Source organism: Pseudooceanicola sp. DL12, from assembly GCF_056270665.1.
In genome coordinates this window covers 770,140-796,361 of the sequence record NZ_CM149884.1, presented here as the reverse complement: position 1 = coordinate 796,361, position 26,222 = coordinate 770,140, and the positions used below count along the sequence as shown (strand labels likewise).

General features: G+C 66.1%; 24 protein-coding genes. 7 read left to right on the top strand and 17 right to left on the bottom strand.

Annotation, left to right across the window (positions count from 1 at the left end):
- Window positions 1–134: 134 nt before the first annotated feature.
- Complete coding sequence (locus tag AC0WR5_RS03680) at window positions 135–2,174, top strand: MDR family MFS transporter (protein WP_475867007.1); 2,040 nt, start codon at window positions 135–137, stop codon at window positions 2,172–2,174.
- Window positions 2,175–2,250: 76 nt separating this feature from the next.
- On the opposite strand, the gene AC0WR5_RS03675 is transcribed toward AC0WR5_RS03680, so the two are convergent.
- The 5 genes from AC0WR5_RS03675 to AC0WR5_RS03655 all read right to left on the bottom strand — a co-directional run bounded on the left by AC0WR5_RS03675 (window position 2,251) and on the right by AC0WR5_RS03655 (window position 8,570).
- Complete coding sequence (locus tag AC0WR5_RS03675) at window positions 2,251–3,348, bottom strand: ABC transporter ATP-binding protein (protein WP_475867006.1); 1,098 nt, start codon at window positions 3,346–3,348, stop codon at window positions 2,251–2,253.
- A gap of 8 nt (window positions 3,349–3,356) precedes the next feature.
- Window positions 3,357–5,012, bottom strand: a complete 1,656-nt coding sequence (locus AC0WR5_RS03670) for an alpha-glucosidase family protein (RefSeq protein WP_475867004.1) — start codon at window positions 5,010–5,012, stop codon at window positions 3,357–3,359.
- Window positions 5,013–5,021: 9 nt separating this feature from the next.
- The gene (locus AC0WR5_RS03665) at window positions 5,022–6,173 is read right to left on the bottom strand and encodes an ABC transporter permease subunit (protein ID WP_475867003.1); all 1,152 of its coding nucleotides are present in this window, start codon (window positions 6,171–6,173) and stop codon (window positions 5,022–5,024) included.
- A gap of 13 nt (window positions 6,174–6,186) precedes the next feature.
- The gene (locus AC0WR5_RS03660) at window positions 6,187–7,197 is read right to left on the bottom strand and encodes a carbohydrate ABC transporter permease (RefSeq protein ID WP_475867001.1); all 1,011 of its coding nucleotides are present in this window, start codon (window positions 7,195–7,197) and stop codon (window positions 6,187–6,189) included.
- Between the two features lie 104 nt (window positions 7,198–7,301).
- Window positions 7,302–8,570, bottom strand: coding sequence for an ABC transporter substrate-binding protein (locus AC0WR5_RS03655; RefSeq protein ID WP_475866999.1), 1,269 nt, complete (start codon window positions 8,568–8,570; stop codon window positions 7,302–7,304).
- Between the two features lie 248 nt (window positions 8,571–8,818).
- On the opposite strand from AC0WR5_RS03655, the gene AC0WR5_RS03650 reads away from it, so the two are divergent.
- The 3 genes from AC0WR5_RS03650 to gph all read left to right on the top strand — a co-directional run bounded on the left by AC0WR5_RS03650 (window position 8,819) and on the right by gph (window position 12,248).
- Window positions 8,819–9,850, top strand: coding sequence for a LacI family DNA-binding transcriptional regulator (locus AC0WR5_RS03650; protein ID WP_475866998.1), 1,032 nt, complete (start codon window positions 8,819–8,821; stop codon window positions 9,848–9,850).
- A 36-nt stretch (window positions 9,851–9,886) separates the two neighbouring features.
- The gene (locus tag AC0WR5_RS03645; protein ID WP_475866997.1) at window positions 9,887–11,209 is read left to right on the top strand and encodes a GH1 family beta-glucosidase; all 1,323 of its coding nucleotides are present in this window, start codon (window positions 9,887–9,889) and stop codon (window positions 11,207–11,209) included.
- 388 nt (window positions 11,210–11,597) lie between these two features.
- Window positions 11,598–12,248 (top strand): phosphoglycolate phosphatase, encoded by a 651-nt coding sequence (gph, locus tag AC0WR5_RS03640; protein ID WP_475866995.1) that lies wholly within the window; start codon window positions 11,598–11,600, stop codon window positions 12,246–12,248.
- Window positions 12,249–12,271: 23 nt separating this feature from the next.
- On the opposite strand, the gene AC0WR5_RS03635 is transcribed toward gph, so the two are convergent.
- The 7 genes from AC0WR5_RS03635 to AC0WR5_RS03605 all read right to left on the bottom strand — a co-directional run bounded on the left by AC0WR5_RS03635 (window position 12,272) and on the right by AC0WR5_RS03605 (window position 18,277).
- Window positions 12,272–13,195 (bottom strand): hypothetical protein, encoded by a 924-nt coding sequence (locus tag AC0WR5_RS03635; protein WP_475866993.1) that lies wholly within the window; start codon window positions 13,193–13,195, stop codon window positions 12,272–12,274.
- A gap of 263 nt (window positions 13,196–13,458) precedes the next feature.
- Complete coding sequence (locus tag AC0WR5_RS03630; protein ID WP_475866991.1) at window positions 13,459–13,737, bottom strand: putative hemolysin; 279 nt, start codon at window positions 13,735–13,737, stop codon at window positions 13,459–13,461.
- A gap of 107 nt (window positions 13,738–13,844) precedes the next feature.
- On the bottom strand, window positions 13,845–14,237 hold the full coding sequence (locus AC0WR5_RS03625; protein WP_475866989.1) for a DUF983 domain-containing protein: 393 nt from the start codon (window positions 14,235–14,237) through the stop codon (window positions 13,845–13,847).
- 103 nt (window positions 14,238–14,340) lie between these two features.
- A complete protein-coding gene (locus AC0WR5_RS03620) occupies window positions 14,341–14,976 on the bottom strand; it encodes a LysE family translocator (protein ID WP_475866987.1) in 636 nt (211 codons plus the stop codon).
- Window positions 14,977–15,138: 162 nt separating this feature from the next.
- Complete coding sequence (locus AC0WR5_RS03615) at window positions 15,139–16,629, bottom strand: inorganic phosphate transporter (protein WP_475866986.1); 1,491 nt, start codon at window positions 16,627–16,629, stop codon at window positions 15,139–15,141.
- 66 nt (window positions 16,630–16,695) lie between these two features.
- Window positions 16,696–17,196 carry an NUDIX hydrolase gene (locus AC0WR5_RS03610; RefSeq protein WP_475866984.1) on the bottom strand — a complete coding sequence of 167 codons (501 nt, stop codon included), beginning with the start codon at window positions 17,194–17,196 and terminating at the stop codon, window positions 16,696–16,698.
- A gap of 178 nt (window positions 17,197–17,374) precedes the next feature.
- Entirely contained in the window at window positions 17,375–18,277 is a 903-nt protein-coding gene (locus tag AC0WR5_RS03605) for a LysR family transcriptional regulator (RefSeq protein ID WP_475866983.1), read from the bottom strand.
- Between the two features lie 185 nt (window positions 18,278–18,462).
- Here AC0WR5_RS03605 and AC0WR5_RS03600 point away from each other — a divergent pair, with 185 nt between their 5' ends.
- The 3 genes from AC0WR5_RS03600 (at window position 18,463) to AC0WR5_RS03590 (ending at window position 20,903) form a co-directional block, all read left to right on the top strand.
- Window positions 18,463–18,876, top strand: coding sequence for a DoxX family protein (locus AC0WR5_RS03600; protein WP_475866981.1), 414 nt, complete (start codon window positions 18,463–18,465; stop codon window positions 18,874–18,876).
- A 135-nt stretch (window positions 18,877–19,011) separates the two neighbouring features.
- The gene (locus tag AC0WR5_RS03595) at window positions 19,012–19,977 is read left to right on the top strand and encodes a glutathione S-transferase family protein (protein WP_475866979.1); all 966 of its coding nucleotides are present in this window, start codon (window positions 19,012–19,014) and stop codon (window positions 19,975–19,977) included.
- 353 nt (window positions 19,978–20,330) lie between these two features.
- Window positions 20,331–20,903, top strand: coding sequence for a manganese efflux pump MntP (locus AC0WR5_RS03590; RefSeq protein ID WP_475866978.1), 573 nt, complete (start codon window positions 20,331–20,333; stop codon window positions 20,901–20,903).
- Window positions 20,904–20,931: 28 nt separating this feature from the next.
- Here the strand turns inward: AC0WR5_RS03590 and AC0WR5_RS03585 are convergent, their stop codons facing one another.
- From AC0WR5_RS03585 to AC0WR5_RS03565, 5 genes are read right to left on the bottom strand one after another with little or no spacing between them, the layout of a single operon-like run.
- Window positions 20,932–22,326: an FGGY-family carbohydrate kinase gene (locus tag AC0WR5_RS03585; protein WP_475866976.1), complete on the bottom strand. Its 1,395-nt coding sequence runs from the start codon at window positions 22,324–22,326 to the stop codon at window positions 20,932–20,934.
- A gap of 6 nt (window positions 22,327–22,332) precedes the next feature.
- Complete coding sequence (gene rhaM / locus AC0WR5_RS03580) at window positions 22,333–22,647, bottom strand: L-rhamnose mutarotase (protein WP_475868878.1); 315 nt, start codon at window positions 22,645–22,647, stop codon at window positions 22,333–22,335.
- A complete protein-coding gene (locus tag AC0WR5_RS03575) occupies window positions 22,647–23,675 on the bottom strand; it encodes an ABC transporter permease (RefSeq protein WP_475866974.1) in 1,029 nt (342 codons plus the stop codon). The genes rhaM and AC0WR5_RS03575 overlap by 1 nt, the downstream gene beginning before the upstream one ends.
- On the bottom strand, window positions 23,662–24,663 hold the full coding sequence (locus AC0WR5_RS03570) for an ABC transporter permease (RefSeq protein WP_475866972.1): 1,002 nt from the start codon (window positions 24,661–24,663) through the stop codon (window positions 23,662–23,664). Before AC0WR5_RS03570 ends, AC0WR5_RS03575 begins: the two co-directional genes overlap by 14 nt.
- Window positions 24,660–26,213 (bottom strand): sugar ABC transporter ATP-binding protein, encoded by a 1,554-nt coding sequence (locus AC0WR5_RS03565; protein WP_475866970.1) that lies wholly within the window; start codon window positions 26,211–26,213, stop codon window positions 24,660–24,662. Before AC0WR5_RS03565 ends, AC0WR5_RS03570 begins: the two co-directional genes overlap by 4 nt.
- Window positions 26,214–26,222 lie beyond the last annotated feature (9 nt).

Sequence of the window (26,222 nt, the reverse complement as noted above, 5' to 3'; positions counted from 1 at the left end):
GAGGCTGGATCGGGGCATCGAAAGGTGGCTATTTGACGGGAAGGCCCGTCGAAGGGGCATTCAGGCAGCCCATGCCGCCCGCAAGGGCCGGCAGCACGGGCGCGCAGGGAGAGATCCAGAATGGAACAGACCACATGACACAGGACGCCGCGAAACAGTCCGCTCAAACACCGCCCCCCCCGGCCGCCGCCGGCGCCCCGGCGTCTAAATCCGAGGTACGGATCGTCTTTGCCGCCCTGATGCTGGTGATGCTGATCGCGGCGCTGGACCAGACGATCGTCGCCACTGCCCTGCCCACCATCGTGGGTGACCTGGGCGGCATGCAGCACCTGTCCTGGGTGGTGACCGGCTACATGCTGGCGACCACCATCGTGACGCCGCTCTACGGCAAGCTGGGCGACCTCTATGGCCGCAAGATCGTGATGCAGGTGGCCATCGTGCTGTTCCTGCTTGGCTCTGGCCTGTGCGGACAGTCGCAGAGCATGGGCGAGCTGATCGCCTTTCGGGCGCTGCAGGGCCTGGGCGGCGGTGGGCTGATCGTGGTGGCCACGGCGGCCATCGGCGACATCGTCAGCCCGCGCGAGCGCGGCAAGTACCAGGGCTATTTCGGCGCCGTCTTCGGCGTGGCGACGGTGATCGGGCCGCTGATCGGCGGCTTCCTGGTGGATCACCTGAGCTGGCGCTGGATCTTCTACGTCAACCTGCCCGTGGGTGCGGTGGCGCTGGTGGTGCTGGGCATCGCCTTCAAGGCCAGCAGCGAGCGCGAGAAGGTCACCATCGACTACCTGGGGGCGGCGCTGCTGGCGGTGACGCTCTCCTCGGCGGTGCTGCTGACCAGCCTGGGCGGCACCTCGATCTCCTGGGATTCGACGCTTGCCCACGCGATGGAGGTCATCGCGGTGCTGGGCCTGCTGGCCTTTGTCTGGGTGGAAAGCCGCGCGCGGGAGCCGATCATGCCGCTGTCGCTGTTCCGCAACCGCAACTTCCTGGTGGCGGCGGGCGTCGGTTTCATCGTCGGCGTGGGCATGTTCGGGGTGATCACCTACATGCCCGCCTTCCTGCAGGTGGTGCACGGGCAGAGCCCCTCGGGTGCGGGCCTGCTGATGACCCCGATGATGCTCGGCGTACTGGTGGCCTCGGTGGGCAGCGGAGCGCTGATCACCAAGCTGGGCCGGTACCGGATCTATCCCATAGTCGGCATGGGCCTGATGGTGGTGGGACTGCTGCTGCTGTCGCTGCAGACGGTAGGCACCGGGCTGATCTATGCCGGCTTCGCGATGCTGGTCATGGGCTTCGGCATGGGCCTGGTGATGCAGGTTATCATCCTGGCGGTGCAGAACGCCGTCGACTATGCGCTGTTGGGGGTTGCCACCTCGAGCGCGACGATGTTCCGCTCGATCGGCGGCTCCGTGGGCGTCTCGGCCTGTGGCGCGATCTTCAATGCGCGGCTGGTGCAGAACTGGGAGGCGGCGATGCCCGGCACGCCGCTGCCCGCGGCGAGCGACGCGATCGCGGTGGCCGCCCTGCCGGCGGCGGAACAGGCGCCCTACCTGGCGAGCTTTGCCGATGCGCTGCAGCCGGTCTTCCTGATGGCGGCGGCGATCTCGCTCGCCGGGTTCCTGCTGACCTGGCTGCTGAAGGAGGTACCCCTGCGCACCGGGATCAGCGCCGAGGACATCGCCGCGGGCTTCCTGATGCCCCGCGACGCGACTTCGCTCGACGAGTTGCAGACCATCGTGGCACGGATTACCGACCGCGAGAACCAGTGGCCGGCGATCCTGAAGCTGGCCAAGGTGAACACCATCGACCTGCCCCCTGACGGGCTGTGGCTGATCCTGCGGCTGGGCGCCGACCGGGGCCGGGCCAGCGTGGCGACCCTGGCCGCTCAGGGCGGGTCGGACGTGGCCACGGTGACCGACCTCGCCCGGCGGGTCACCGAGAGCGGCGAGGTCACGCTGGAGGGCGAGGAGGTGCTGCTGACCAGCGCCGGGGTGGCGAGCTATGATTCGCTCGTGAGCGCCTACAGCAACCGCCTGCAGGAGTTCGCCGACCAATGGGAAGCCGAAGTCGAGCGACCGAAGGTGCTTCAGATGGTCACCGACATGACCCACGAGCTCTTCTCGACCCTGCCGCTGGAACCGGTCTATGAGGCGCCGCCGGCCTTTGGCGGCTGATCCTGGGACGACAGATGTGAAAAGGCCCCGGCGCAACACTGCGCCGGGGCCTTTTTCATGACAGGCGCGAAGGGCCTCAGGCGGCCGGGCCCATCGACAGGCCCTCGTGGAAGAGGTGCACGTTCGAGGGCGCGGCGGTGAGCCAGACATCCTGGCCGCGCAGGCCCTTGTGGACCCCCGGCAGCTTGGCGATCATGGCTTCCTTCTCGCCGGGGCGCAGCTCGAAGTAGACCAGCGTCACCTCGCCCAGGGCCTCGGTGATGTCGACCTTGCCGAGATAGAGCGCATCGCTGCTGTCGGAGGGGGCCAGATGCTCGGGGCGGACGCCGATATTGACCTGCTTGCCCATGTCGGCCTCGGTCGTGGGCACGCCGGAGACGGCGGTGCAGCCATCGGAGAGGCGCACGGTGGTCTGCTCGCCGGTGGCGATGATCTCGCCCGGGAGAAGGTTCATGGCCGGTGAGCCGATGAACTGTGCGACCAGCTCGTTCGCGGGCCGCTCGTAGAGCTCCAGCGGGCTGCCGACCTGGGCGATGCCCTTGTTGGCCAGCACCACGATGCGGTCCGCCAGCGTCATCGCCTCGACCTGGTCGTGGGTGACGTAGATCATCGTGCTGTCGGGCATCGATTCCTTGAGCTTGGCGATCTCGAGCCGGGTGGCGACGCGCAGCGCCGCGTCGAGGTTCGAGAGCGGCTCGTCGAAGAGGTAGATCTGGGGATCGCGCACGATCGAACGGCCGATGGCCACCCGTTGACGCTGACCGCCCGAAAGCGCCTTTGGCAGGCGGTCGAGGTAATCCTCGAGCTGGAGGATCCGGGCGGCGTTGTTCACCGCCTCCTCGATCTCCTTCTTCGATTTCTTGGCCAGTTTCAGCGCGAAGGACATGTTCTCGCGCACGGTCATGTGCGGGTAGAGCGCGTAGGACTGGAAGACCATGGCGATGCCACGCTGTGCCGGGGGCACGTCGTTCATCCGCACATCCCCGATGGTCAGGTCGCCGCCGGTGATCTTTTCCAGGCCCGCTATCATCCGCAGCAGGGTGGACTTGCCGCAGCCCGAGGGGCCGACGAAGACGACAAGCTCGCCTGCCTTGATGTCGAGGTTGATGTCGTTGAGGACATTGACCGCGCCACCGTAGGACTTGCTGACGTTACTGAGTTTGAGATCTGCCATGTGGTGGTTCAGTCCTTCTTGCTCAGGATTGCATAACCCCAGGCCGGCAGCGAGAGCGTACCGCCATCGCCCGGCGCCACGGCACCGGCGAGATCCGCGGCGAGATCGGTCCAGGGACCCGCAGGCACCTCTGCCGTCGCGGCCTCGGCGCCGAGGTTGAAGACGCAGTGGATCGTCTCGCCGGCACCGCTGCGGGTAAAGCTGAGCACGCTGCCCTCGGCCTGAAGCGGCGTCTGGGTGCCGGTGCGCAGCGCCTCGTGCGACTGCCGCAGGGCGATGGCCTTGCGGTAGAAGTTCAGCAGCGAGTCGGGATCGTTTTCCTGCAGGTCGACGGCAATCGAGGCCTGGGTGCCGCTGACCGGCAGCCAGGGACGCCCGGTGCCGAAACCGGCATGGGGCGAGCGGCTCTCCCAGACCATGGGGGTACGGCAGCCGTCGCGGCCCTTGAAATCGGGCCAGAAGTCGATGCCGTAGGGATCCTGCAAGTCCTCGTAGGCCACGTCGGCCTCCTCGAGACCGAGCTCCTCGCCCTGGTAGATGCAGACCGAGCCGCGCAGGGCCATCAACAGCACGTTGAACATGCGCAGGCCGGCAGCGTCGAGGTTCCAGCGCGAGGCGTGACGCACCACATCGTGGTTGGAATAGGCCCAGCAGGCCCAGCCGTCGGCCGCGACACGGTCGATATCGTCCATGACCTCCTTGATGAAGCCTGCCGTGGGCGTATCGCCGGAGAGCAGCTCGAAGGCATAGCACATGTTCATCAGGTCATCGCCGGCAGTGTACTGCCCGAGAATCTCGAGGCCGTGCTGTTCGTCACCCACCTCGCCGACGGCGGCGGCGTTGTAGGGCTTCATGACGGCACGCAGCTTCTTGAGGAAATCGATGTTTTCCGGGCGGGACTTGTCGTAGATGTGCTCCTGCCAGGTGTAGGGGTTCACGGCAGGCGCGGTGCGCGCGGTGCGCTCGCCGGTAACCGGCGGGTTGTCCCGCAGCTCGACGTCGTGGGTGTAGAAGTTGACCGTGTCGAGGCGGAAGCCATCGACGCCCAGGTCGAGCCAGAACTTGGCGACCTTCAGCAGTTCGTCCTGCACTTCCGGGTTGTGGAAGTTGAGGTCGGGCTGCGAGGCCAGGAAGTTGTGCAGGTAGTACTGCTGGCGGTGGGCATCCCACTGCCAGGCGGAACCGCCGAACATCGACAGCCAGTTGTTGGGCGGCGTGCCGTCGGGCTTGGGGTCGGACCAGACGTACCAGTCGCTCCGGGGGCTGTCCGGCCCGGTGCGGCTCTCGACGAACCAAGGGTGCTGGTCGGAGGTATGCGACAGCACCAGGTCGATCATGATCTTCAGGTTCAGCTCGTGCGCGCGGGCCAGCATGTCGTTGAAGTCATCGAGCGTGCCGAACATCGGATCGACGTCGCAGTAATCGCTGACGTCGTAGCCGAAGTCCTTCATCGGCGAGGTGAAGAAGGGCGAGATCCAGACCGCGTCGACGCCCAGCGAGGCAATGTGATCGAGACGCTTGGTGATGCCCGCGAGGTCGCCGATGCCGTCGCCGTTGCTGTCCTGGTAGGAGCGCGGATAGATCTGATAGATCACGCCGCCGCGCCACCAGTCGGCATCTTTCACGAGGTGGTTTCCGGTTTTGGGAGCCAGGGTTTCGTTCATGGGACTATCCTATTTGACGGAGCCGGCCAGGAGACCGCGCACCAGGTATTTCTGCATGGCAAAGAAGACGATCAGCGGCACGACGATCGAAATGAACGCGGCCGTGGCGAGAATTTCCCAGTCGCCACCGCGGGAGCCCATCAGCTCGACGATCTGCGCCGTCATCACGGTGGTCTGACCGGTGGCGTCGATCAGGAAGACCTTGGCCACGAGGAGGTCGTTCCAGGTCCACAGGAACTGGAAGATGGCGAAGGAAGCGAGCGCCGGGAAGGAGAGCGGCAGGATGATCTTCATGAAGATCTGGAATTCCGTTGCCCCGTCCACCCGCGCGTTCTCGATGATGTCGCGCGGCAGCCCGGCCATGTAGTTGCGCAACAGGTAGATGGCCATTGGCAGGCCGAAGCCGGTGTGTGCCAGCCAGACGCCGAGGTAGCCCTTGCCGATGCCGATGTTCAGGTGAAGCTTGAGCAGCGGAATGAGCGCCAGCTGCAGCGGGACAACCAGAAGGGCCACGACGCAGGCGATCAGGAAGGCGCGGCCCTTGAAGTCCATCCAGGCGAGCGCATAGGCGGCGAAGGCGGCGATGACGATCGGGATCACGGTGGCCGGGATGGTGACCGTCAGCGTGTTGAGGAAGGCGCGCCCCATGCCGTTGACGTTGCTCTTGTCGAAGAGCACGTGGCGGTAGTTTTCCAGCGTCAGCGAGGGCGGCAGCTTGGCCGTGGCGAAGATGCGCTGGCCGCGGCTGCCCTCGAAGGGCTCGTTGTTCCGCAGGGTGTAGTTGCCGTCTTCGTCCACGGTGATCTCGCCTCCGCGGGGCAGCTCTGCGGTGTCACCGGGTTCATAGGCGCTGATGTCGCGCGAGGTGACGCCCCAGGCCGAGATCGGCGCCGGCGCCTGGCCTTCGTCGAAGAGGTTGCCCTCGATCACGTACATGCCGTCGACCTGCTGCTGGCTGTCGGGATCGCCGGTGCGCAGCGTCATGTTCTGTTCCGTTGGGAACATCGCCTTCCACCAGCCGCTCGAGGCGATCTGGTCGGCGGTGCGGAAGGAGGAGATGAAAAGGCCGAGCGTGGGAATGATCCAGAGGATCACCAGCAGCGCGACCGAGAGGTTCACGACCCAGCTGAGGGCGGATTTCCTGCCTGCGATATTGTCCATTCTGCGGGCTCCCTCAGTTCTTCATTTCACGGCGCGCATTGCGCACGTTCCAGACCAGGATCGGCAGCACCAGCACCATGATGATGATGGCGGCAGCAGAGCCGAGGCCCCAGTCGTTGGCCCGGAAGAGCTTGTCGAACATGTAGTTCGCAAGCACCTGCGTGCCCCATTGGCCGTTGGTCATGGCAAAGACGATATCGAAGACCTTGAGCACGATGATGGTGATCGTGGTCCAGACCACCAGGATGGTGGAATAGATCTGCGGCACCTTGATCTTGAAGAAGATCTGCATCGGGTTGGCGCCGTCGACGATGGCGGCCTCGATGGTTTCCTCGGGGATACCGCGCAGGGCGGCGGAGAGGATCACCATGGCGAAACCGGTCTGGATCCAGACCAGCACCGCCATGAGGAAGAAGTTGTTCCAGAACGGGATCGTCAGCCACTGCTGCGGGTTCTCGCCGCCGAGCGCCATGTAGACCGCGTTGAGAATGCCGATCTGGGCCACGTCCACGGGGCGGGCATCGTAGATCAGCTTCCAGATCACCGCGGCCCCGACAAAGGAGATCGCCATCGGCATGAAGATCATCGACTTGGCCAGGCCACCCCACTTGATGCGGTCGGTCAGCTGGGCCGCCAGCAGGCCGATGGCGGTGGAGAAGGCCGGCACGACGATCAGCCAGAGCGCATTGTTGATGATGGCTTCCCAGAACTTGGGATCCCCCATCAGCCGCGAATAGTTCTGCAGGCCGACGAATTCATAGCCGCCGCCGGGCACGCGCTGGGTCACCGAGAGACGCAGGGTCTCGAAGACCGGGTACACCAGGTAGAGGCCGAGCGCGAAGATGGCGGGGAAGAGGAAGAGCCAGGGGCGAACCAGGTTGGCGCGGTTGATGTTGCGGCCGATGTTAGGCCCCCGCGCGGGAAAGAGAACCCGGTCGAGGATCAGGTTGGACAGATAGAAATATCCGATACATCCGCCCAGACCGATCAGGATCGTGATCAATCCCTGCAGCACTGGATTCATAGTGGGGCTCCCGGCAATTCTTCAGTTAAATCGAGGTACGGGCAACCCGGTCACCGACCGGATTGCCCCGAAATCTGTGCTGATTTCCAGAAAAGGAAAGCGGCTTACTTGATGCCGTCCCAGGCAGACTGGATCTGATCGCCGACGTCCTGGGCGGATTTGCCGCCCACGTAGTCGACCATGCCGGTCCAGAAGGCCCCTGCCCCTATGGCACCGGGCATCATGTCCGAGCCGTCGAAGCGGAAGGTGGTCGACTCCAGCAGGATGTCGTTCATCTTCTTCATCGTCGGGTCACCGAACTTGGACGTGTCGACCGTCTTGAGCGGGGTCAGGAAGCCGGTGCGGGCCATCCAGATCTCATGCGCCTCGTTGGTCTGCAGGTACTTGATCAGCGCTTCCGCCTCGGGGCTGTCGTTGGTGATGCCCCAGAGGGTGCCGGCGCCCAGGACCGGGGTACCCAGATCCTTGCTCTCGTAGGCCGGCATGTAGAAGAAATCGGCATCCTCGCCCATCACCGTCCCGTCCGGGAAGAAGCTGGGAATGAAGGAGGCCTGGTGGTGCAGGTAGCACTGCGGCGGCGAGGTGAAGAGACCCTTCGGGCTGTCGCGGAAGTCGGTCGAGGCCACGGCGCCGGAGCCACCGGAGACGTAGTCGTCGTTCTTGGCGAAATAGCCGAACTCCTCGATCGCCTCGACGATGCGCGGATCGTTGAAGGGGATCTCGTTGGTGACCCAGCCGTCATAGACCTCGGGCGGCTGCGTGCGCAGCAGCATGTCCTCGACCCAGTCGGTGGCCGGCCAGCCGGTGGCACCGCCGGAGCCGAGACCGATGCACCAGGGCGTGCCGCCGTCCTCGACGATCTGGTCGGTCAGGGCCTTGAGCTCTTCCATGGTCGTGGGCACTTCGTACCCCATGTCATAGAAGTTCTCGGGGACGTACCACACCAGCGACTTCACATCGACCTTGTAGGGGAAGGTGTAGAAGGCATCGGTGCCGTCGGGGCCGGTGTAGGTGCCCAGGTCGACCCAGGAGTCGCCGGCCGCGTAATTCTCGGCGACGAACTCTGCGGTGCCGTCGGCAAGGGGCGTCAGGAAACCGTTGCGGGCCATGTCGGAGGCAAGGCCGGGCTGCGGGAAGATCGCGATGTTCGGGGCCGAACCGGCCTCGGCATCGATCATGATCTGCTGTTCGAAACTGTCGGAACCGACATAGGAATAATCGATCCCGGTGGCGGCGGTGAACCCGTCGAGAACAGCTTCCACGTCCTCCTGGTCCGGGCCGAGCCACGGGCCGAAAACAGTGACCTGATCGGCGTGTGCCATGCCCGCCGACAGAGCCACGATTGCGGCACCGGTAAAGAGTGATTTCTTCATTTCTGGTCCTCCCCTCGATCGACGTTATCACGCCGTTTTCAAAATCTAGCGAATCGAATTTCAAAGCGCTTTGGGTGCAAAAGGTTAGAGAGCATCGCGCGGCGACCTGTCAACCTTCGGGACAAAAAACGCTCATATTTCATGGGCTATATGCGTAGTCTGGGAGGCGGGGCAAAGGCCATTGACGTGAGAGTTCTTTGCCTCCACACATAAATTGCCGCCGAATTTGAAAGCGCTTTGGAATGTCCATGAACTTGAAGTCCCTGGCAGAGATGCTGGGACTGTCACAGACAACGGTCAGCCGGGCCCTGAACGGTTACCCGGAAGTCAGCGAGGCCACGCGGCAGCGCGTGCAGGAGGCTGCGCGCAAGTTCAATTACACACCCAACAGCCGCGCCAAGGGCCTGGCGACCGGGCGCACGATGATGATCGGGCAGGTGATTCCAACCACCCTGCGTCACGAGATGGTAAACCCCGTCTTTGGCGATTTCGTGGCAGGCGCCTCGCAGGCGCTGGCAGGGCATGGCTATGACATGGTGATCACCCGCGTCGCGGACGACGCGGAAATGAGGATCTACCAGGAATTCCGCGCCCGCGGCGTGGTCGACGGAGTGATCCTGCAGGGCCCCTCGGTGGAGGACCGCCGGATCAGCCTGCTGAACGCGATCAACCTGCCCTTCATCGTGCACGGGCGCTCTTCCGGCGTGAGCGAGACCTACAGCTGGGTCGACGTGAACAACCGCCGCTCGTTCCAGCACGCCACGGAGTTTCTGCTCGACCTTGGGCACCGCCGGATCGCGCTGATCAACGGCTTGGAAAACATGGATTTTGCCTGGCGTCGGCGGCGTGGCTACGTGCTCGCCCTGGAGGCGGCGGGCATCGCCCCGGATCCGCGGCTGATGCGCTCGGCCGAGATGACCGAGGACTATGGTCACCGCGAAACGATGGAACTGCTGCACGGCGAGAACCCGCCCACGGCGATCCTCTGCGCCTCGATGATCGCTGCCATCGGCGTGCGCCGGGCGCTGCAGGACCTGGGCCTGAAGATGGGCCGCGACGTCTCGGTGATCACCCATGACGATGACCTGTCCTACCTGAAGAACGGCACCGATGTACCGATCTTCACCGCCACGCGCTCTTCCGTCCGGCACGCCGGCGAGCTGCTGGCCGAAAACCTGGTGCGGCTGATCGACGATCCGGGTGCCGCGCCGATTCAGAAGATGCTGGAAGCCGACCTCGTGGTCGGCCGCTCCACGGGCCCTGCCCCCAACAAAGCCTAGCGTTTCCGGACGCATAGCCCCCAGAAGGACCTGACCATGAATTTCACCCGCAAGGATTTCCCAAAGGACTTCCTCTTTGGCACGGCCACCTCGGCCTATCAGATCGAAGGCCATGCCTTTGGTGGTGCCGGCAGCACCCACTGGGACACCTTTGCCCAGACCCCGGGCAACGTGGTGCGCGCCGAGAACGGCGACTGCGGCTGTGACCACTACCACCGCTACGAAAGCGACCTCGACCTGGTCGCCGCGGCGGGCTTCGACTGCTATCGTTTCTCGACCTCCTGGGCCCGTGTCATTCCCGAGGGCCGGGGCAAGCCGAACCCGGAAGGCCTTGATTTCTATGACCGTTTGACCGACGCCATGCTGGAGCGCGGGATCAAGCCCTGCGCCACGCTCTACCATTGGGAACTGCCGAGTGCGCTGGCGGATCTGGGGGGGTGGAGAAATCGCGACGTGGCCAAGTGGTTCGGCGATTTCACCGAGGTCATCATGGGCCGAATCGGTGACCGGATGTATTCCGTCGCGCCCATTAACGAACCCTGGTGCGTCGGCTGGCTGAGCCACTTCCTGGGCCACCATGCGCCGGGGCTGCGCGACATCCGCGCCACCGCCCGGGCGATGCACCACGTGCTGCTGGCCCATGGCACCGCGATCGAGCGGATGCGCGGGCTGGGCATGTCCAACCTGGGCGCCGTGGTCAACATGGAGTGGTCCGACCCGGTGGACGACAGCCCCGAAGCGCTGAAATCGGCGGAGCTTTACGACGCCTATTACAACCGGTTCTTCCTGTCGGGGATGTTCAAGAAATCCTATCCCGACAACGTGATGGAAGGTTTCGGCCCGCATATGCCCGAGGGCTGGCAGCACGATTTCGACACCATCGCCCAGCCGCTCGACTGGGTCGGCGTGAACTACTACACGCGCAAGCTGATGAAGCCCAACGACGGCCCCTGGCCGCACCACGAGGAACAGGAAGGCCCGCTGCCAAAGACCTTCATGGACTGGGAAATCTATCCCGAGGGGCTGAAGAAGTTCCTGGTGCGCACCGCCAAGGAATACACCGGCGACCTGCCCCTGCTGGTGACCGAGAACGGCATGGCCAATGCCGACGTGATCAGCAATGGCAAGGTCAGCGACCCGGAGCGGATCGACTATGTAAATCAACACCTTGCCGCGGTGAAAGAGGCCATCGACGAGGGCGCGCCGGTGCAGGGTTACTTCCTGTGGTCGCTGATGGACAACTACGAATGGGCGCTCGGCTACGAGAAGCGCTTTGGCCTGATCCACGTCGATTTCGACACCATGGAGCGGACCCCGAAGGAGAGCTACTACGCCGTGCAGAAGATGCTGGCGGGCTGATTTCAGGCCGAAGTTCGGCGAAAACGCCTTTGACAGTGAGCGCCCCGGCCATCGGCCGGGGCGTTAACGTTTGGGGGCCTGAAACGCGCGGTTTCGGGGCCCGGAAACGGGGCCGGAACGGCGAAAATGGCAAAATCCTAACGTGTTGATTTCGGCCAATTCCAACGTCGGTATTACGTCGGTATCGCGTCGGTATCACGTCGGTGCGAAACCGGCGCCGCCGGGGGCGGGCGAAACCTTAACGGCACGGCAGGCCGGAAAGGCCCTGTTAATCCTTTGCGGAGCGGCACGGCTCTGCGACAAGGGAGGCTGCGGGGGCCCCTGCCCCGGCAGCCAGATCCGCCCGGAGACCCCGGGCACAGGTGGAGGAAGCGAAGGAAAATGCCCCATGGCCCGCATCGTCTTTGACCTCGACGGCACGCTGATCGACAGCATCGAGGATATCCGCGCCATCGCCAACGCGGTGCTGGCCGACCTGGGCGCGCCGCCGCTGAGCCGGGCCGAGACCCGCAGTTTCGTGGGCGAGGGCACGGTGAAGCTGATCGAGCGGATGATCGCGGCGCGGGAGCTGGACCCGGCGCTGCAGGAGGCGATGCACGCGGCGCTGCTGTCGCGCTACGAGACGGCGGTGGACCTGACGGTGACCTATCCCGGCGTGCCCGGCGCGCTGGCCGCACTGCGCCGCGCGGGGCACAGCCTGGCCGTCTGCACCAACAAGCCCGAGGGGGCGGCGCGCGCGGTGCTGGCGCATCTGGGCCTCGACGCGGGGTTCGACGAGATCCTGGGCGGCGACCGCGTGGCGCGGCGCAAGCCCGACCCGCTGCCGCTGACCACGGTGCTGAACCGGATGGGGCGCGGCATGGCGCTCTATGTGGGCGACAGCGAGACGGATGCCGCCACGGCGGCAGGCGCGGGCGTGCCCTTTCTGCTGTTCACCGAGGGCTATCCCAAGGGCGACGTGGCGACGATCAGGAGCGCCGGGCGCTTCGGGGATTTCGGGGAGCTGCCGGAGCTGGTGGAGCGGATGTTGGGGTGTTGAGGGGGGGTTAGAGCCGAATTAAATCAATGCTTCCTCCTTGAGGTTTCGTCCCAAGAGAACGCCGGGAAGCTCGTTTCTCTTTTTATCCGGATATATTTCTTACGCAAACCCTCAATCCTTTGTTCTAAGATTTCCCTCTTCTTTGCCTCGACGTACCGGCTACCGCGAAGGCGTGACAAAATGCCTATGCTCACATCCACGGCTTTTGGATTGAAGTCATTGACGATCTCGAAAAGTTCGGCTGTCATAGCGACCTGCTTTCGGAAAGACAGATACAACAGCGTCAAATCGGAAAATTCATCCGCTGAAAGCTGTTCCCCAAGGAGATCGGAATCTTCGATTGAAAGCTGTCCACGAATGAATTTGTGCGCCGCCTTGCTTTCTTTCGACTTTCTGCCGGAAGACCCATTTCTGTAAACCGGCACAATGTAATAGAAAATCGCAATGTAGGCAAAAAGCTCGTAGCGCCCGCGCACCACGACCTGACGCAACCAATATTCAAACAGTATATTTTCGACAAAGCTATCTTGGCGCCGCAGAATTTTGTGTATTATCCCCCTGTAGCGCCTCGTCACGGCATCGACACGAATTACGAAATTCACGTACTTGTCGATCTTGTCGAGTGCCGCGTAGTCGCTTTCCCGAACGGACGACCTGTTTGTAAGACGTCTCGCAAGTGCGCCTTGGACCGCGCTGTAGCAACTGTCGACGAGCATGACATTTCTAACAAATAAAAAGTCATGATCAACCCAGAACTCCCGATGCATTGCAGCCAATGCAGCGTTCCGGTCATCCTTCTGCTTCGCCCAATTGTACCAAGCTAGAATGGCACTGGCGACCAGCGTCGCACAGGCAATCGCAAATGGCCCCATTACCGCCAAAGAAACCCCAAAGATCGTGACCTCTGGTGTGCCGGCCGGGCAATCTGCCAGCTTCGACAAGTCCATGCTTTCGACGTAACACAACATAGCCGCCCCCTCACAACACGTCCAATATGGAAGCATCGAAAGTTTCGGGGGGCCAATTATCAAAGCCCGATTGATACGACCAAATACAAACGAGCATTCAGGCGATTAATTTTCAACCAGCCCGGGCGAGGCCTTGCATGTGGCAGTCTTCTCACTCGATGCGGCTGGAAGCGACTTTCAAAATGAAGGCACCGAAGCAGCAATGTAGCGGCAGAATGCAAGCTCTCCGAAGAGGACTAGCCCTACCCCTTCGCCTCGCGGAACAGCGTCCATTCGTCCACCACGCGGCCATCGGCGAGGTGGCAGTCGCCGGCCTGGCCTTCGGGCGTGTCGCGCATGACGACCGTGCCGCCGATGGAGACGCAGTATTCCGAGGCGGGGTTGGCCAGGCCGGTGGGCTGGCTGTCGACCTGGGCGCCCATCTCGGGGCCCATGTCCACGCAGCCCGCGAGGGCCAGCAGGGCCGCGGCGGGCAGCAGGGACAGGCGGAAGTCAAAACGGGCGGAAAGACGTCTGGTCATGGAAAATCTCCTCTGTGTCGGGAAGAGTTTACACGCGGGCCGGCGGTGCGGAAGGCGAATGCGGGTCACGCCCCCTCAAAGCGGCGGGGGTGTTGCGTGAGCGCGGCTCAGAAGCCGTACATCCGCTTGGCCCATTGCACGGCGACAAAGCCGCCCTTGACCGGGGGCAGCATGGCCAGCGCCAGGGCGACGCAGATCACCGAGAGCACGAGGGCCATGATCAGCGGGGTGTCGTGCAGCATCGGGTAGACGACCGGCAGCAGGAAGATGCCCACGTGGCCCACCAGCAGGATGGTGACATAGGCCGGGCCGTCGTCGGCGCGCTGGGGGGTATAGTCGAGGCCGCAGTCGGGACAGGCGGGGCGCACCTTGAGATAGCCGTCGAAGACCGCGCCGGTGCCGCAGCGCGGGCAGCGGCGGCGCAGCCCGTTGCGGAGCGCCGGGCGCAGGGGGCGCTCGGGCTGGTCCGTCTGGGGCATGTAGTCGCGCGACTGCGTCATGACAGCCTCCGGGGGGGCATTTCACTCGCAGACACATCTATAGGTTTTGCGGCGCGCGGCAAAGGGGGGATCGGGCCGGAGCGGCGGCAGGGTTAACGGCGGATCAGGGGCGGGAGAGCAGCAGCCGCAGGCCGGCGGCGCCGAAGACGGCGGCCATGAGCCCCTCGATCCAGCGGCGGGCCTGGCGGTAGCCGCGCACCATGGGGGCGGTGGAGAAGAGCAGCGCGTAGCCCGGGAAGATCACCACGCCGAGGAGCGCGCAGCCGCCGAGGAGCGCGGGCAGCTGCGCCGGGGTCCCCGAGGCGGGGGCGAGGCCGAGGGACATGATGGCCATCCAGCCGAGCACGGCCTTGGGGTTTGTCAGGTGCAGGAGCACGCCGCGGCGGTAGAGGCGGCCGAGGGGCACGAGAGCGGCGGGGGTGGACGGGCCCGGATCCGGGCGGGCGGCGGCGCGGGCGGATTTCACCGCCAGCCAGAGCAGGTAGAGGCCGCCGGCGATCTTGAGCAGGACGAGCGCGCCGGCCCAGGCGGTGAGCAGCGCCGAGAGGCCGGCGGCGGCGGCCAGCGCCCAGATGTAGCTGCCGGTGAGCACGCCGGTGGCGAGCGCCAGACCGGCGCGGCGCCCCTGCCCCATGGCCACGCCCATGATCGCCATGTTCGAGGGCCCGGGGCTGGCCACGGCGATGACGTAGGAGAGATAGACCAGGAGAAGCGGGCTGAGGCTGTCGGGCAGGTGCATGGGGACCTCGGGCGATGGGGCATCGGAGCGAGCCTAACGCGCGGGGCGGACAAGAAAAGCCCCGGCGCGGCGGCCGGGGCTGAAAGGCGCGAAATGGCGCGCGATTTGCACGGGTCGGGCCGCGGAAGCGGCAGCCACGGCGTCAGCCGCGTAAGGACTGCCTCAGGAGAGCGCCATGTTCAGCACCAGGAACATCACGGCCGAGAGCAGCGCCGCGGCGGGCACGGTGATGACCCAGGCGGCGATGATGGTCATGAAGTGCGAGCGGCGCACCAGCTTGCGGCGGCGGCGTTCCTCGGCCGGCAGGCGCTTGGCCTGGGGCAGCGTGAGGGAGAACTTGCGCGCGCGCCGGCCCATGTACCATTCGCGGAAGAAGCCCACGCCGAAGACCGCCCCCACGGCGATATGGGTGGAGGAGACCGGCAGGCCCAGCCAGGAGGCGAGGATCACGGTGACGGCGGCCGAGAGCGAGACGCAATAGGCGCGCATCGGGTTCAGCTTGGTGATCTGATTGCCGACCATCTTGATCAGCTTGGGGCCGAAGAGGATCAGGCCGAAGGAGATGCCGAAGGCGCCGATGACCATGACCCAGGAGGGAATCGCCACCTCGCCGGTGACCGAGCCCGCCTGCTGGACATAGACGATGGCCGCGAGCGGACCCACGGCATTGGCCACGTCGTTGGCGCCATGGGCAAAGGACAGCAGACCGGCCGAGACCACCAGCGGGAAGCCGAAGAGCGCCTTGAGCGAGCGGTTGCGGTTCTCCATGCCCTGCGACTGCCGGCGGATGGCGGGAATGGCGATCAGCCAGGCCAGCACGCCGGCGCCGATGCCGATCAGCAGGGCGCGGCCCATGTCGATGTGGATCAGGTGCTTCAGCCCCTTGAGCGCCAGGTAGGTGCCGAAGGCCGCGGTCATCACCCCGATCAGCACCGGCACCCAGGTGCGGGCGGCGGCGATCTTGTCCTCGGTGTAGATGATCTTCCACTTGATGAAGGCGAGCATGGCGGCGGCGATCACGCCCCCCAGCAGCGGCGAGATCACCCAGGAGAGGGCAATGGCCCCCATGGTGCCCCATTGCACCGCGGCAAAGCCCGCGGCGGCAATGCCCGCGCCCATCACCCCGCCCACCACCGCATGGGTGGTGGAGACCGGGGCGCCGATCCAGGTGGCAAGGTTCACCCAGATGGCGGCGGAGAGCAGCGCCGACATCATCGCCCAGACGAAGACCTGTGCCGAGGCCACGGCGGAGGGATCGATGATGCCCTTGGAAATGGTCGAGACCACGTCGCCACCGGCCAGGAGCGCGCCGGCGCTCTCGCAGATGGCGGCAATGGCGATGGCGCCCACCATGGAGAGCGCATTGGCCCCCACGGCCGGGCCCATGTTGTTGGCCACGTCGTTGGCGCCGATGTTGAGCGCCATGTAGGCGCCGATGGCGGCGGCGGCCACCACGATCAGCGAGCCCGGCTCCTGCCCCATGATCAGGGCGGCGGCGAGACCCGCGAGGATGATGAAGACCATCGAGACGCCGACACCCACCAGCGGGCGCGAGACGTACATCGTGGCATATTCGACGCGCGAGAAGCGGTTGAGGTCCCTGTCGAGGGTCTCCCACTGGCGCTCGTTGGATTGTTCGGACACGTCACTCATTCCGTTACTGGCCGCGATCCGGAGCACCGCGCGGCACGCAGGCCGCCGCGGCGCGGGCGCGACAGATCAGCCGGGAACCCCCCTTGTGCCGGCGACCAGGTCGGCCGGCAGGTTGCGCAGGAGTTTCTTCAGCTCGGGTTCGACCACCGCGGCCGCGGCCTGTTCGGGGGTCATCCATTCACGCCGGCGTTCGGCGCGCTCGGGAAATTCGTCGTGCAGCTTGGCCACGCGGATCGCGAAGACCTCGACGTCGGTGGGCACGGGCACCCCGCCCGACAGCCGCTTGTCGTAGGAATAGCGGCCGATGCGGGTATAGACGTGGCTGGCCGGTTTCACCCCGGCCTCTTCCCAGGCCTCCTCGGCGGCGGTGCCGCCGGCATCATAGCCGCGCTTTGGCCAGCCCTTTGGCAGCACCCAGCGCCCGGTATCGCGCGAGGTGATCAGCAGCACCTCGATCCCGGTCAGCCCGGCCCCCTCGGCCGGACGCCAGCAGAGCGCCGCCGCCTGAAACCGCGACGGGCGACGGATGATCGGAACGATGAGAGTGTTCCAGAAGGTCTGAAGCATGGCCGGTCTCCGGGCTGCGGGTTGAGAGAACGCCCCAGCCGAGGCTGGAACGGACGGGCGGGTGAGGGCCGCAGATAGCATCCACAGGGCTTTCTGGCAATGTCCGCTACTCCCGCCGGGGAAAGATCGCGTAAGGGTCGAAACATCCGCACGAATTTTCCCGACCTGTGCAAGGGGCTCAGCGCGGCGCCCCCTCGAAAGCCGCACGATTGTGACCGAGAAAATCCAGGAATGCCCGCAGGCGCCGCGACATGCGGCGCCCCGAGAGATAGACGGCGTGCACCTCGAGCGGGCGCGAGGAGACCGAGGGCAGCACCCGGACGAGCCGCCCCTCCTCCAGGGCGCTGCGGGTCATGAAGCCGGGCGAGAAGGCGATGCCCTCGCCCGCGAGCGCGAGATCGAGGGCGGCGCGGGCCGAATTGACCAGGAAGGGCCCGGTGACGGCGACGCGGCGCTCCTGCCCGCCCTCGGTCAGCATCCAGCCCCCCTGCCCGCGCAGGTTGGTGTCGCGGATGCAGGCATGGCGGGCGAGATCGTCGAGGGCCGCGGGCATGCCGTGACGGGCGATGTAGTCCGGCGCGGCCACGAGGCCGAGGTCGAGCACGGCCAGGCGGCGCGACATCAGCGCGGAATCGGCCAGCGCCCCGATGCGGATCGCCACGTCGATGCCCTGCGGCGCGAGGTCGACATGGGCATCGGAGAGGCGCAGGTCGATCACCAGGTCGGGATGGGGGGCGCGGAACTGCCGCGTGAGCTCGGCCAGGAACATCTCTCCGAAGGTGACGGGCGCGGAGATGCGGAGGGTGCCGGTGAGCCCGGCGCCGGGCTCCTTGACGGCGGCGGTGATCTCCTCGAGCTCGCCCAGCCAGTCGGGGGCGCGGGCATAGAGCCGTTCGCCCGCCGCGGTCATGCCGAGGCGCCGGGTGGTGCGCTGCAGCAGGCGGGTGCCGAGGCGGTCCTCGAGCTCGCCCATGTATTTCGAGGCGAGCTTGCCGGAGATGCCGAGCCGTTCGCCGGCCCCGGTGAAGGAGCCGGTTTCCACCGCCGTGACGAAGACGCGCATGCCGTCGAGGAAGTCCATCGGCCAATTCTCCACATGTTGAGGAAAGTGATGGAACACATACGCCGTATCATGGAGCAAGGGAAGAGGCCATATTGCCCCCATCACGACAACAGTGCCGGGCCGGAGACGCCCGGCCGGAACGGCGCCTCCGGGACCCTGCACGAGACATGCGACACGCGGATCCCGACGCCATGGAGAAGAAAATGACCGATCTGAGAACCGCCCCCTACGCCATCTTCCTGCTGCGCGTCGTCACGGGGATCTATTTCGTGGTGCACGGGCTGACGAAGTTCTTCGTCTTCACCCCCGCCGGCACCATGGGCTACTTCCAGTCGCTGGGCCTGCCCGGCTGGCTGGGCATCATCACGATGGTGCTGGAGATCGTCGGGGGCCTGGCGCTGATCACCGGCGTGGCCAGCCGCGTCTTTGCCTTCGTGCTGACCTTTACCCTGCTTGGGGCCGCATGGTTCGGCCATGCCGCCAACGGCTTTGCCTTCAACAACGCCGGCGGCGGCTGGGAATACCCGGTGATGTGGGCGGCCGTGATGCTGGCCCTGGCCGGCCTGGGCGACGGCAAGTGGGCGCTCTTCCCGACCTCGAAGCTGATCGGGAAATAAGCAGGCAGGGGGATGGGGGCGCTGCCCCCATCGCACCCCGTGGACGGGGCGCGATTCCCCCGGGATATTTCGAACAGGGAAACAGCCGGGACGTGTCCCGCTTGCAGCCCGGTTGCACGGACAAGGAGAACGACGATGCTGGTTGATGGCAAATGGACGAAGGACTGGACCCCGGTGCAGGCCAAGGACGAAAAGGGCCGTTTCGTGCGGCAGGTCTCCTCCTTCCGCAACTGGATCACTGCCGACGGATCGGCGGGGCCCACCGGTGAGGGCGGGTTCAAGGCCGAGGCGGGGCGCTATCGCCTCTACGTGGCGCTGATCTGTCCCTGGGCCTCGCGCACGCTGATCGCGCGCAAGCTGAAGGGGCTGGAAGACTTCATCGAGGTGACCGTGGTGAACCCGGCGCTGACCGACGAGGGCTGGTCCTTTGGCGGCTATCCCGGCGCGGACGAGGACCCGCTCTTCGGGGCGAGCTACCTGCACGAGCTCTATTCCCGCGCCGACCCGCATTACAACGGCCGGGCCACGGTGCCGCTGCTCTGGGACACCAAGCTGGGCGTGGCGGTGAACAACGAGAGCGCGGATATCGTGCGGATGTTCAACACCGCCTTCGAGCACCTGGTGCCGGGCAAGGTGGACCTCTACCCTGCCCCGCTGCGCGAGGAGATCGACGCGCTGAACCCGCGGATCTACGACCTGCTGAACAACGGCGTCTACAAGGCCGGGTTCGCCAGCACCCAGGAGGCCTATGACGAGGCCGTGGAGGGCGTCTTCGCCATGCTCGAGGAGCTGGAAGGGCGCATCGCGGGGCCGTTCCTGTTCGGGGACAGCGTGACCGAGACGGATATCCGCACCTTTGTCACCCTGATCCGATTCGACGCGGCCTATCACGGGCTGTTCAAGACCAACCGCAAGCGCATCGCGGATTATCCCAAGGTGCAGGCGCTGATGGAGGCCGTGCTGCGGCTGCCGGGCGTGCGGGAGACGGTGAACATGGATCACATCACCCGCGGCTACTACTCGATCAAGGCGCTGAACCCCACGGGCATCCGCCCCACCGGGCCGGAGCATGTGCTGAAGCTGCTGGACAGCGTGAAGTGAAAAACGGCGGGAGTGGCGAAGTGCCGCTCTCGCCGATCTGCCATCTGCGGGGCCCCTGCGCGGATGCGGCGGGCCTGTGGACAGATTTGCACGGGTGAGCGCTTTGGCCCGGATTTCAGCGACTTGGCGGGACGGGTGCCGGGCAGATGCCCTGCGACGGGGGTGAAGACGGGCGGCGCCGTTCAACCCCTGAGGCCCAGTTGCAAATGACACTCAATATCCAATTAATTGATATTGTTGACACTTTCTCTCGGCAACCCTAGATCCCCCGGACCGGTCAGATGGCCGCCAGGGGATTTTCCCGTGGTGGCGCAGGATGTGACAGGGCCGGACCAGACCTGAAGGAAGATCCCATGACCCCGGTTGCCATAGGCATTCTGGCCCTGAGCCTGTCCGTCGACGCCTTCGTGGCCGCGCTGGGGCGTTCTGCGGGCACCCGGGACCGGATCGGCGTGGGCCCTGCCCTGCGCACCGGCGCGGTCTTTGGCCTGATCGAGGCGCTGACCCCGGTCGTGGGCTGGGCGCTGGGCATGGCGGCGAGCCGCTATGTCGCCGTGGTGGATCACTGGATCGCCTTTGCGCTGCTGGGATTCGTCGGCGGGCGCATGGTGCTGGGCGCGCTTGAGAGCCGCGAGGACAGCCCGGAGAAACGGACCGGCCGGCGCGGGGTGATGACGCTGGTGGCCACGGCCCTCGGCACCTCGGTGGATGCCATGGCGGTGGGGGTCTCGCTGGCCTTTGTCAACGTGAGCATCTGGGTGGTGGCGCTGGCGGTGGGCCTGGCCACCACGATGATGGCGACGCTGGGCCAGCTGGCCGGGCGGCAGCTTGGCCTGCGGTTCGGCCGGATCGCCGAGGGCGCGGGCGGCGTGGCGCTGATCGTGATGGGCCTCGGCATCCTGCTGACGCATCTCGGCGTGCTCTGACGGCGCTGCGGCGCGAAGTCGGCCGGGCCTAGGCGGGCGCGGATTGCACAGCCGGTTCGGCCGCGACACGGGCCCGCCAGCGGCGGGCATAGGCCCTGAGCAGATCGGCATCTTCGGGCAGCGGCACCGCGCGGGTGGGTGCCAGCGGCGCATCGCATTGCGCCAGCAGCGCCGCGCCCGCGGAGGTGCCGGTGGCCGAGCCCGCGACCTCGACGCCCTCGGGGCGGAGTGCTGCGAGCATGGCGAGGTAATCGGGATTGCGGGCAAAGGGCCCCTCGATGATCGCCGGGCCGCGCGCACCGACGAGGGAGAGGCAGGTTTCCGTCATCAGCGCGAGGTAGAAGGAGAGCGCCACGGCGCGGGCGCCGCCCTGCGGCTCGTCTTCGATCCATTGCATCTGCCGGCGCTGAAAGGGGCCGGAGCTGGGCTCGACCGCGGGCAGGAGCATCGGGCCGGAAGAGAGGACCTCGGTACGGGCCTTTGCGGTGTCGGGGGGCGTATCAGCGGGCCGGATCAGCTCGTATTCGCGCCCGCCCATGAAGCGCGCCGAGGGCACCGGGTGGCCCAGCGCGTTGACATTGGCGAGGGTGTCGCGGGCGGGATCGAGGGCGACATTGTCGCCGCCGATGGCCATGGCGACGACCCAGGTGCCGGTGGAGACCACCGAGAAGGCGCCGGAGCGCCCGGCCACATGCGGATAGAGCGAAGCATTGGAATCATGGATGCCGCACATCACCGGCGTGTCGGGCGCGAGGCCGGTGCGGGCGGCGACATCGGCGGTGACCCTGCCCAGCGTATCGCCCGAGTGCAGCGCCGGGGCCATGATGTCGCGGATGCCGAGGCGGTCGACAAGGGAGGAGAAGCGCTCCTCCCAGGGGTTCCAGAGATCGGTGTGGCAGCCGAGCGAGGTGACGTCCGACGCGATCTGCCCGGTGAGGCGGAAGCCCCAGTATTGCGGGTAGGTGACGATATGGGCGGTGCGGGCGCGCAGGGCGGCATCGGAGGCGAAGAGCCAGTGCAGCTGTGCCCCGAGGTTGAGGCCCATGGGCAGGCGCGGCGAGCCGGTTTCGGCGAAATCGGGGCGCAGGCGGTCATAGGCCTCGGCCATGCCGTCGGGGCCGGTGAACTCGTAATCCAGCATCGGGGCGGCAAGGCCCCCAGCCCGGTCGAGCAGCACCGCCGCCGCGCCATGGGTGGTGACGGAGATGGCATCGACGCCGTGGCTGTCGTGAAAGCGCGCGAGGTGGTCGAGGAAGAAGGCCCAGTGCCCCTCGAGATCGAAATGCGGAAAGGGCGGGCCGGGCAGCACCCGGTTGGGCCGGGTGACGACGGCGATCTCCTCCATGGTGGCGGGGTCGACCAGCGCGAGTTTCGCGTTGGTCTTGCCCAGGTCGATCACGGCGATATGGCGCGGGGCGGGCATGGCCGGTCACTCCATGTGAAAGAGCAGCGGCAGGTCGGTGGTGACCGGCGCATTGTCGGGGTGGGTCGCCATGATGTCGGCCATATGGGCCCACCAGCGCTGCATCACCGGGTGGTCGGGCAGCGCATCCATGGTGTGATCGTCGCGGCGCCAGAGCACGGCAAAGAGCGTGTCGGTCTCCTCGTCGAGGTGGATCGAGTAATCGGAGACGCCGGCCTCGTGGAGGAGCGCCGAGAGCTCGGGCCAGATCTCGTCGTGCCGGCGCTGATACTCGGCGCGGCAGCCGGGGTTGAGGCGCATCTTGAAGGCGTGTTTCTGCATCATGCCCGCCTGCGCCACTGGGAGATCAGGCGCGGCAGGGCGATGACGCCGATCAGCAGCACGCCGGTGAAGATCGAGATGACGATGCCGGGCACGTTCAGCAGCCCGAGGCCGAAGGTGAGCAGCCCGAGAACGAAGGCCGCGATGACCACGCCGGGGATCGAGCCGGAGCCGCCGAGGATCGAGATGCCGCCGAGCACCACCATGGTGACCACCTCGAGCTCCATCCCGGTGGCGATGGAGGGGCGGGTGGAGCCCAGCCGCGAGGTGAGGCAGATGGCGGCGACGCCCGACATCAGCCCGGTGAGCAGGAAGAGCATCATCTTGACCCGCGGCACGCGGACACCGGAGAAGAGCGCGGCGGTGTCGTTGTTGCCGATCGTGAAGACATGGCGGCCGAAATTCGTCTTGTGCAGGAGCACCGAGAAGATCACGGCGAGGACGCAGAAGAGCACGAATTCGAAGGAAATCACCCAGAAGACATAGCCCTGCCCGAAGAAGGCGAAACTGTCGGGGTAGCCGCGGAAGGCGCCATCGCCCAGCACGATGTAGGAGATGCCGCGGAAGAGGCTCATGGTGCCGATGGTGACCACGATCGAGGGCAGGCCCATGCGGGTGACAAGCACGCCGTTGAAGGCGCCGCAGAGCAGCCCGGTGGCAAGGCCGATCAGCACCAGCGACGGGGTGCCGAAACCGGCGGTGGCCGCAGCCCCCATGGCGGTGGAGGCCAGCGCGATGATGGCGGCGACCGAGAGGTCGATCTCTCCGGCGATGATCAGCAGCGCCATGGCGAAGGCGATCATGGCCTTTTCGGTGAAGTTGAAGGTGGCGTCGGAGAGCGACCAGGGCGAGAGGAAATAGGGCGAGGCGAAGCAATTGGCGATGAAGATCGCGACGCCCACGAGGAGCAGCAGCGCCTCCCAGCTCTTCAGAACGCGCTGGCCGCGGGTGGTGAGCCGGTCGGGGATGTGGCGGGGGCCTGCGGGCTGGGCCCGGGCGGGGGTGGAGACGGTTTCAGACAGGCTCATGTGCGTGCTCCGCTTTGCGCAGGATGATGCGGCCCCTGGTGCGGCCGGCGCGGGCATTGAGCGCCACGGCGATGATGATCGCGGCGCCGGAAATGGCGAGCTGCCAGAAGGGCGAGATGTTGACCACCGGCAGGGCGTTCTTGATCACGCCGAGAAAGAGCGCGCCGAGGACGATGCCCGCGACAGAGCCGGAGCCCCCCGCGATGGCCGCGCCGCCGATGACGCAGGCGGCGACCACGTCGAGCTCGAACCCGCCGGCGATGTCGACATAGGCCACGGCATAGCGCGAGACCCAGAGATAGCCCGCCAGCCCCGCCAGCATCCCCGAGAGGGTGAAGGCGAGGAACTGCGTGCGGCCCACGTCGATGCCTGTGTAGACGGCGGCGTGCGGGTTGCCGCCCACGGCAAAGAAGGCGCGGCCGAGGGCGGTGCGGGTGACCAGCAGGAAGGCCCCGATGATCACCAGCACGGCGCACCAGGTGAGCATGGGAAAGCCCAGGACCTCGAGCCGGGGGAAGCCGGTGAAGGTCTTGCTCATCTCGTGCGCGTTCACCCATTTGCCGTCGGAAATCAGGAAGATGATGCCGCGGAAGATGGTCATGGTGCCCAGCGTGACGACGATGGGCGGAATCGCCATCTTCCACACGAAGAAGCCGTTGATGGCGCCGAGGAAGGCCCCCATGGCGAGCGCCAGCATCAGGGTGAAGACGATGGGCAGGTCAGGCGCCGCGATGTTCAGCAGGGCGCAGACCATGCCGGTGAGGGCGAGGTTCGCCGCCACCGAGAGGTCGATGCAGCGGGTGAGGATCACCATGAACTGCCCCAGCGCCAGGATGATCAGCGCCGAGGTGTCGTTGAAGACCGCGGCGAGGTTCGAGGGTGCGATGAAGCCGGGGAAACGGGTGGCGACGAGGGCCAGCAGCAGCACCAGCGCGAGCGCCAGGAGCATTTCCCGGGTGAGTTTGAAGTGGCGTCCGATCTGGGTCATGCGGCGTCCTCCGTGGGCAGGTCGGCGCCGATGCCGGCGGCATGGCGGACGAGGGTTTCGGGGGTGAGGTCATCGCCCGAGAGCTCGGCGGCGATGCGCCCCTCGCGCATCACGATGACCCGGTCGGACATGCCCAGGATCTCGGGGATCTCGGAGCTGACCATGATGACGGCGAGACCCTCGGCGGCAAGCTCGGCCATGAAATCATGCACCGCGGCCTTGGAGCCGATGTCGATGCCCTTGGTGGGCTCGTCGAGGATGATTACCCGGGGTTGGGTGGCCAGCCACTTGGCGATCACCACCTTCTGCTGGTTGCCGCCCGAGAGGCTGCCGACGGGTGTGTCGAGGGAGGCCGCGCGCAGCTCGAGCCGCTCGGTGTATTTCCGCGCCAGCGCGAATTCCTCCGACAGGCGGATGAAGCCGTCGCGGCTGGTCTGGTTCAGCGACGGCAGGGTGACGTTCTGGAAGATCGGCATGGCGGTGATGGCGCCCTGCTTGCCGCGATCCTCGGGGACATAGACGATGCCCTCGCGGATCGCGTCGGCGGGCGAGCGGATCAGCCGCAGGTCGCCGCCGATGCGGATCGCGCCCTTGGAGGGCCGGGTGATGCCGATCAGCGATTGCATGAACTCCGACCGCCCGGCGCCGACAAGGCCGTAGAAACCCAGGATCTCGCCCCGGCGGAGGGAAAAGTTGATGTCCTCGAACTCGGTCGGGTGGGCATAGCCGGCGACGCGCAGGATCTCCTCTCCGGGGGCCTTTACCCGCGCCGGAAAGACCTGATCGACGGAACGGCCCACCATCATCTGCACCAGCTCCCCCTCGGAGATGTCGGCGATCATGCCGTCGCCCACGAACTGGCCGTCGCGGAAGACGGTGAAGCGGTCGGCGATGCGGAAGATCTCGTCGAACTTGTGCGAGATGAAGAGGATCGCCTTGCCCTGGGCCTTGAGCTGATCGACCAGCTCGTAGAGTTCCTGGATCTCCTTGTGCGAGAGGGCGGCGGTGGGTTCGTCCATGATCACCACGCGGGCGTCGATGGACAGGGCGCGGGAAATGGCGACGAGGTGTTTCGAGGCGATGCCGAGATCGGCGAGGCGCACGCCCGGGTCGATATCCGCGCCGATGCCGGTGAGGATCTCCTGCGCATCGCGGCGCATGCGCCGCCAGTCGATCATGCCGAGGCGGTTGCGCGGGGCATGGCCGAGAAAGATGTTCTCGGCCACCGTCAGCTCGTCGAAGAGGACGGTTTCCTGGTGGATGGCGGTGACACCGGCGCCGGCGGCGTGCTGGGCGGTGGGAAAGGACGTGGGCGTACCGTCGAGCAGGATTTCCCCACCGTCGGGCTGATAGATGCCGGTGAGGATCTTGACGATGGTCGACTTGCCGGCGCCGTTCTCGCCCACGAGGGCAGTGACCTGGCCGGGGTGGAGCGAGAGCTGCACGCCATCCAGCGCCTTGACGCCGGGAAAGACCTTTTCGATGCCGCGCAGCGCCAGCACCGGCTGATCGGCGGGCGGCCCCTTGGCGGATGTGGAATCATAAGGCATTGGCAGGCC

Coding starts and splice junctions, on each gene's coding strand:
- AC0WR5_RS03680 (WP_475867007.1), top strand. CDS start 135: ATGACACAGGACGCCGCGAAACAGTCCGCTCAAACACCGCCCCCCCCG.
- AC0WR5_RS03675 (WP_475867006.1), bottom strand. CDS start 3,348: ATGGCAGATCTCAAACTCAGTAACGTCAGCAAGTCCTACGGTGGCGCG.
- AC0WR5_RS03670 (WP_475867004.1), bottom strand. CDS start 5,012: ATGAACGAAACCCTGGCTCCCAAAACCGGAAACCACCTCGTGAAAGAT.
- AC0WR5_RS03665 (WP_475867003.1), bottom strand. CDS start 6,173: ATGGACAATATCGCAGGCAGGAAATCCGCCCTCAGCTGGGTCGTGAAC.
- AC0WR5_RS03660 (WP_475867001.1), bottom strand. CDS start 7,197: ATGAATCCAGTGCTGCAGGGATTGATCACGATCCTGATCGGTCTGGGC.
- AC0WR5_RS03655 (WP_475866999.1), bottom strand. CDS start 8,570: ATGAAGAAATCACTCTTTACCGGTGCCGCAATCGTGGCTCTGTCGGCG.
- AC0WR5_RS03650 (WP_475866998.1), top strand. CDS start 8,819: ATGAACTTGAAGTCCCTGGCAGAGATGCTGGGACTGTCACAGACAACG.
- AC0WR5_RS03645 (WP_475866997.1), top strand. CDS start 9,887: ATGAATTTCACCCGCAAGGATTTCCCAAAGGACTTCCTCTTTGGCACG.
- gph (WP_475866995.1), top strand. CDS start 11,598: ATGGCCCGCATCGTCTTTGACCTCGACGGCACGCTGATCGACAGCATC.
- AC0WR5_RS03635 (WP_475866993.1), bottom strand. CDS start 13,195: ATGGACTTGTCGAAGCTGGCAGATTGCCCGGCCGGCACACCAGAGGTC.
- AC0WR5_RS03630 (WP_475866991.1), bottom strand. CDS start 13,737: ATGACCAGACGTCTTTCCGCCCGTTTTGACTTCCGCCTGTCCCTGCTG.
- AC0WR5_RS03625 (WP_475866989.1), bottom strand. CDS start 14,237: ATGACGCAGTCGCGCGACTACATGCCCCAGACGGACCAGCCCGAGCGC.
- AC0WR5_RS03620 (WP_475866987.1), bottom strand. CDS start 14,976: ATGCACCTGCCCGACAGCCTCAGCCCGCTTCTCCTGGTCTATCTCTCC.
- AC0WR5_RS03615 (WP_475866986.1), bottom strand. CDS start 16,629: ATGAGTGACGTGTCCGAACAATCCAACGAGCGCCAGTGGGAGACCCTC.
- AC0WR5_RS03610 (WP_475866984.1), bottom strand. CDS start 17,196: ATGCTTCAGACCTTCTGGAACACTCTCATCGTTCCGATCATCCGTCGC.
- AC0WR5_RS03605 (WP_475866983.1), bottom strand. CDS start 18,277: ATGGACTTCCTCGACGGCATGCGCGTCTTCGTCACGGCGGTGGAAACC.
- AC0WR5_RS03600 (WP_475866981.1), top strand. CDS start 18,463: ATGACCGATCTGAGAACCGCCCCCTACGCCATCTTCCTGCTGCGCGTC.
- AC0WR5_RS03595 (WP_475866979.1), top strand. CDS start 19,012: ATGCTGGTTGATGGCAAATGGACGAAGGACTGGACCCCGGTGCAGGCC.
- AC0WR5_RS03590 (WP_475866978.1), top strand. CDS start 20,331: ATGACCCCGGTTGCCATAGGCATTCTGGCCCTGAGCCTGTCCGTCGAC.
- AC0WR5_RS03585 (WP_475866976.1), bottom strand. CDS start 22,326: ATGCCCGCCCCGCGCCATATCGCCGTGATCGACCTGGGCAAGACCAAC.
- rhaM (WP_475868878.1), bottom strand. CDS start 22,647: ATGCAGAAACACGCCTTCAAGATGCGCCTCAACCCCGGCTGCCGCGCC.
- AC0WR5_RS03575 (WP_475866974.1), bottom strand. CDS start 23,675: ATGAGCCTGTCTGAAACCGTCTCCACCCCCGCCCGGGCCCAGCCCGCA.
- AC0WR5_RS03570 (WP_475866972.1), bottom strand. CDS start 24,663: ATGACCCAGATCGGACGCCACTTCAAACTCACCCGGGAAATGCTCCTG.
- AC0WR5_RS03565 (WP_475866970.1), bottom strand. CDS start 26,213: ATGCCTTATGATTCCACATCCGCCAAGGGGCCGCCCGCCGATCAGCCG.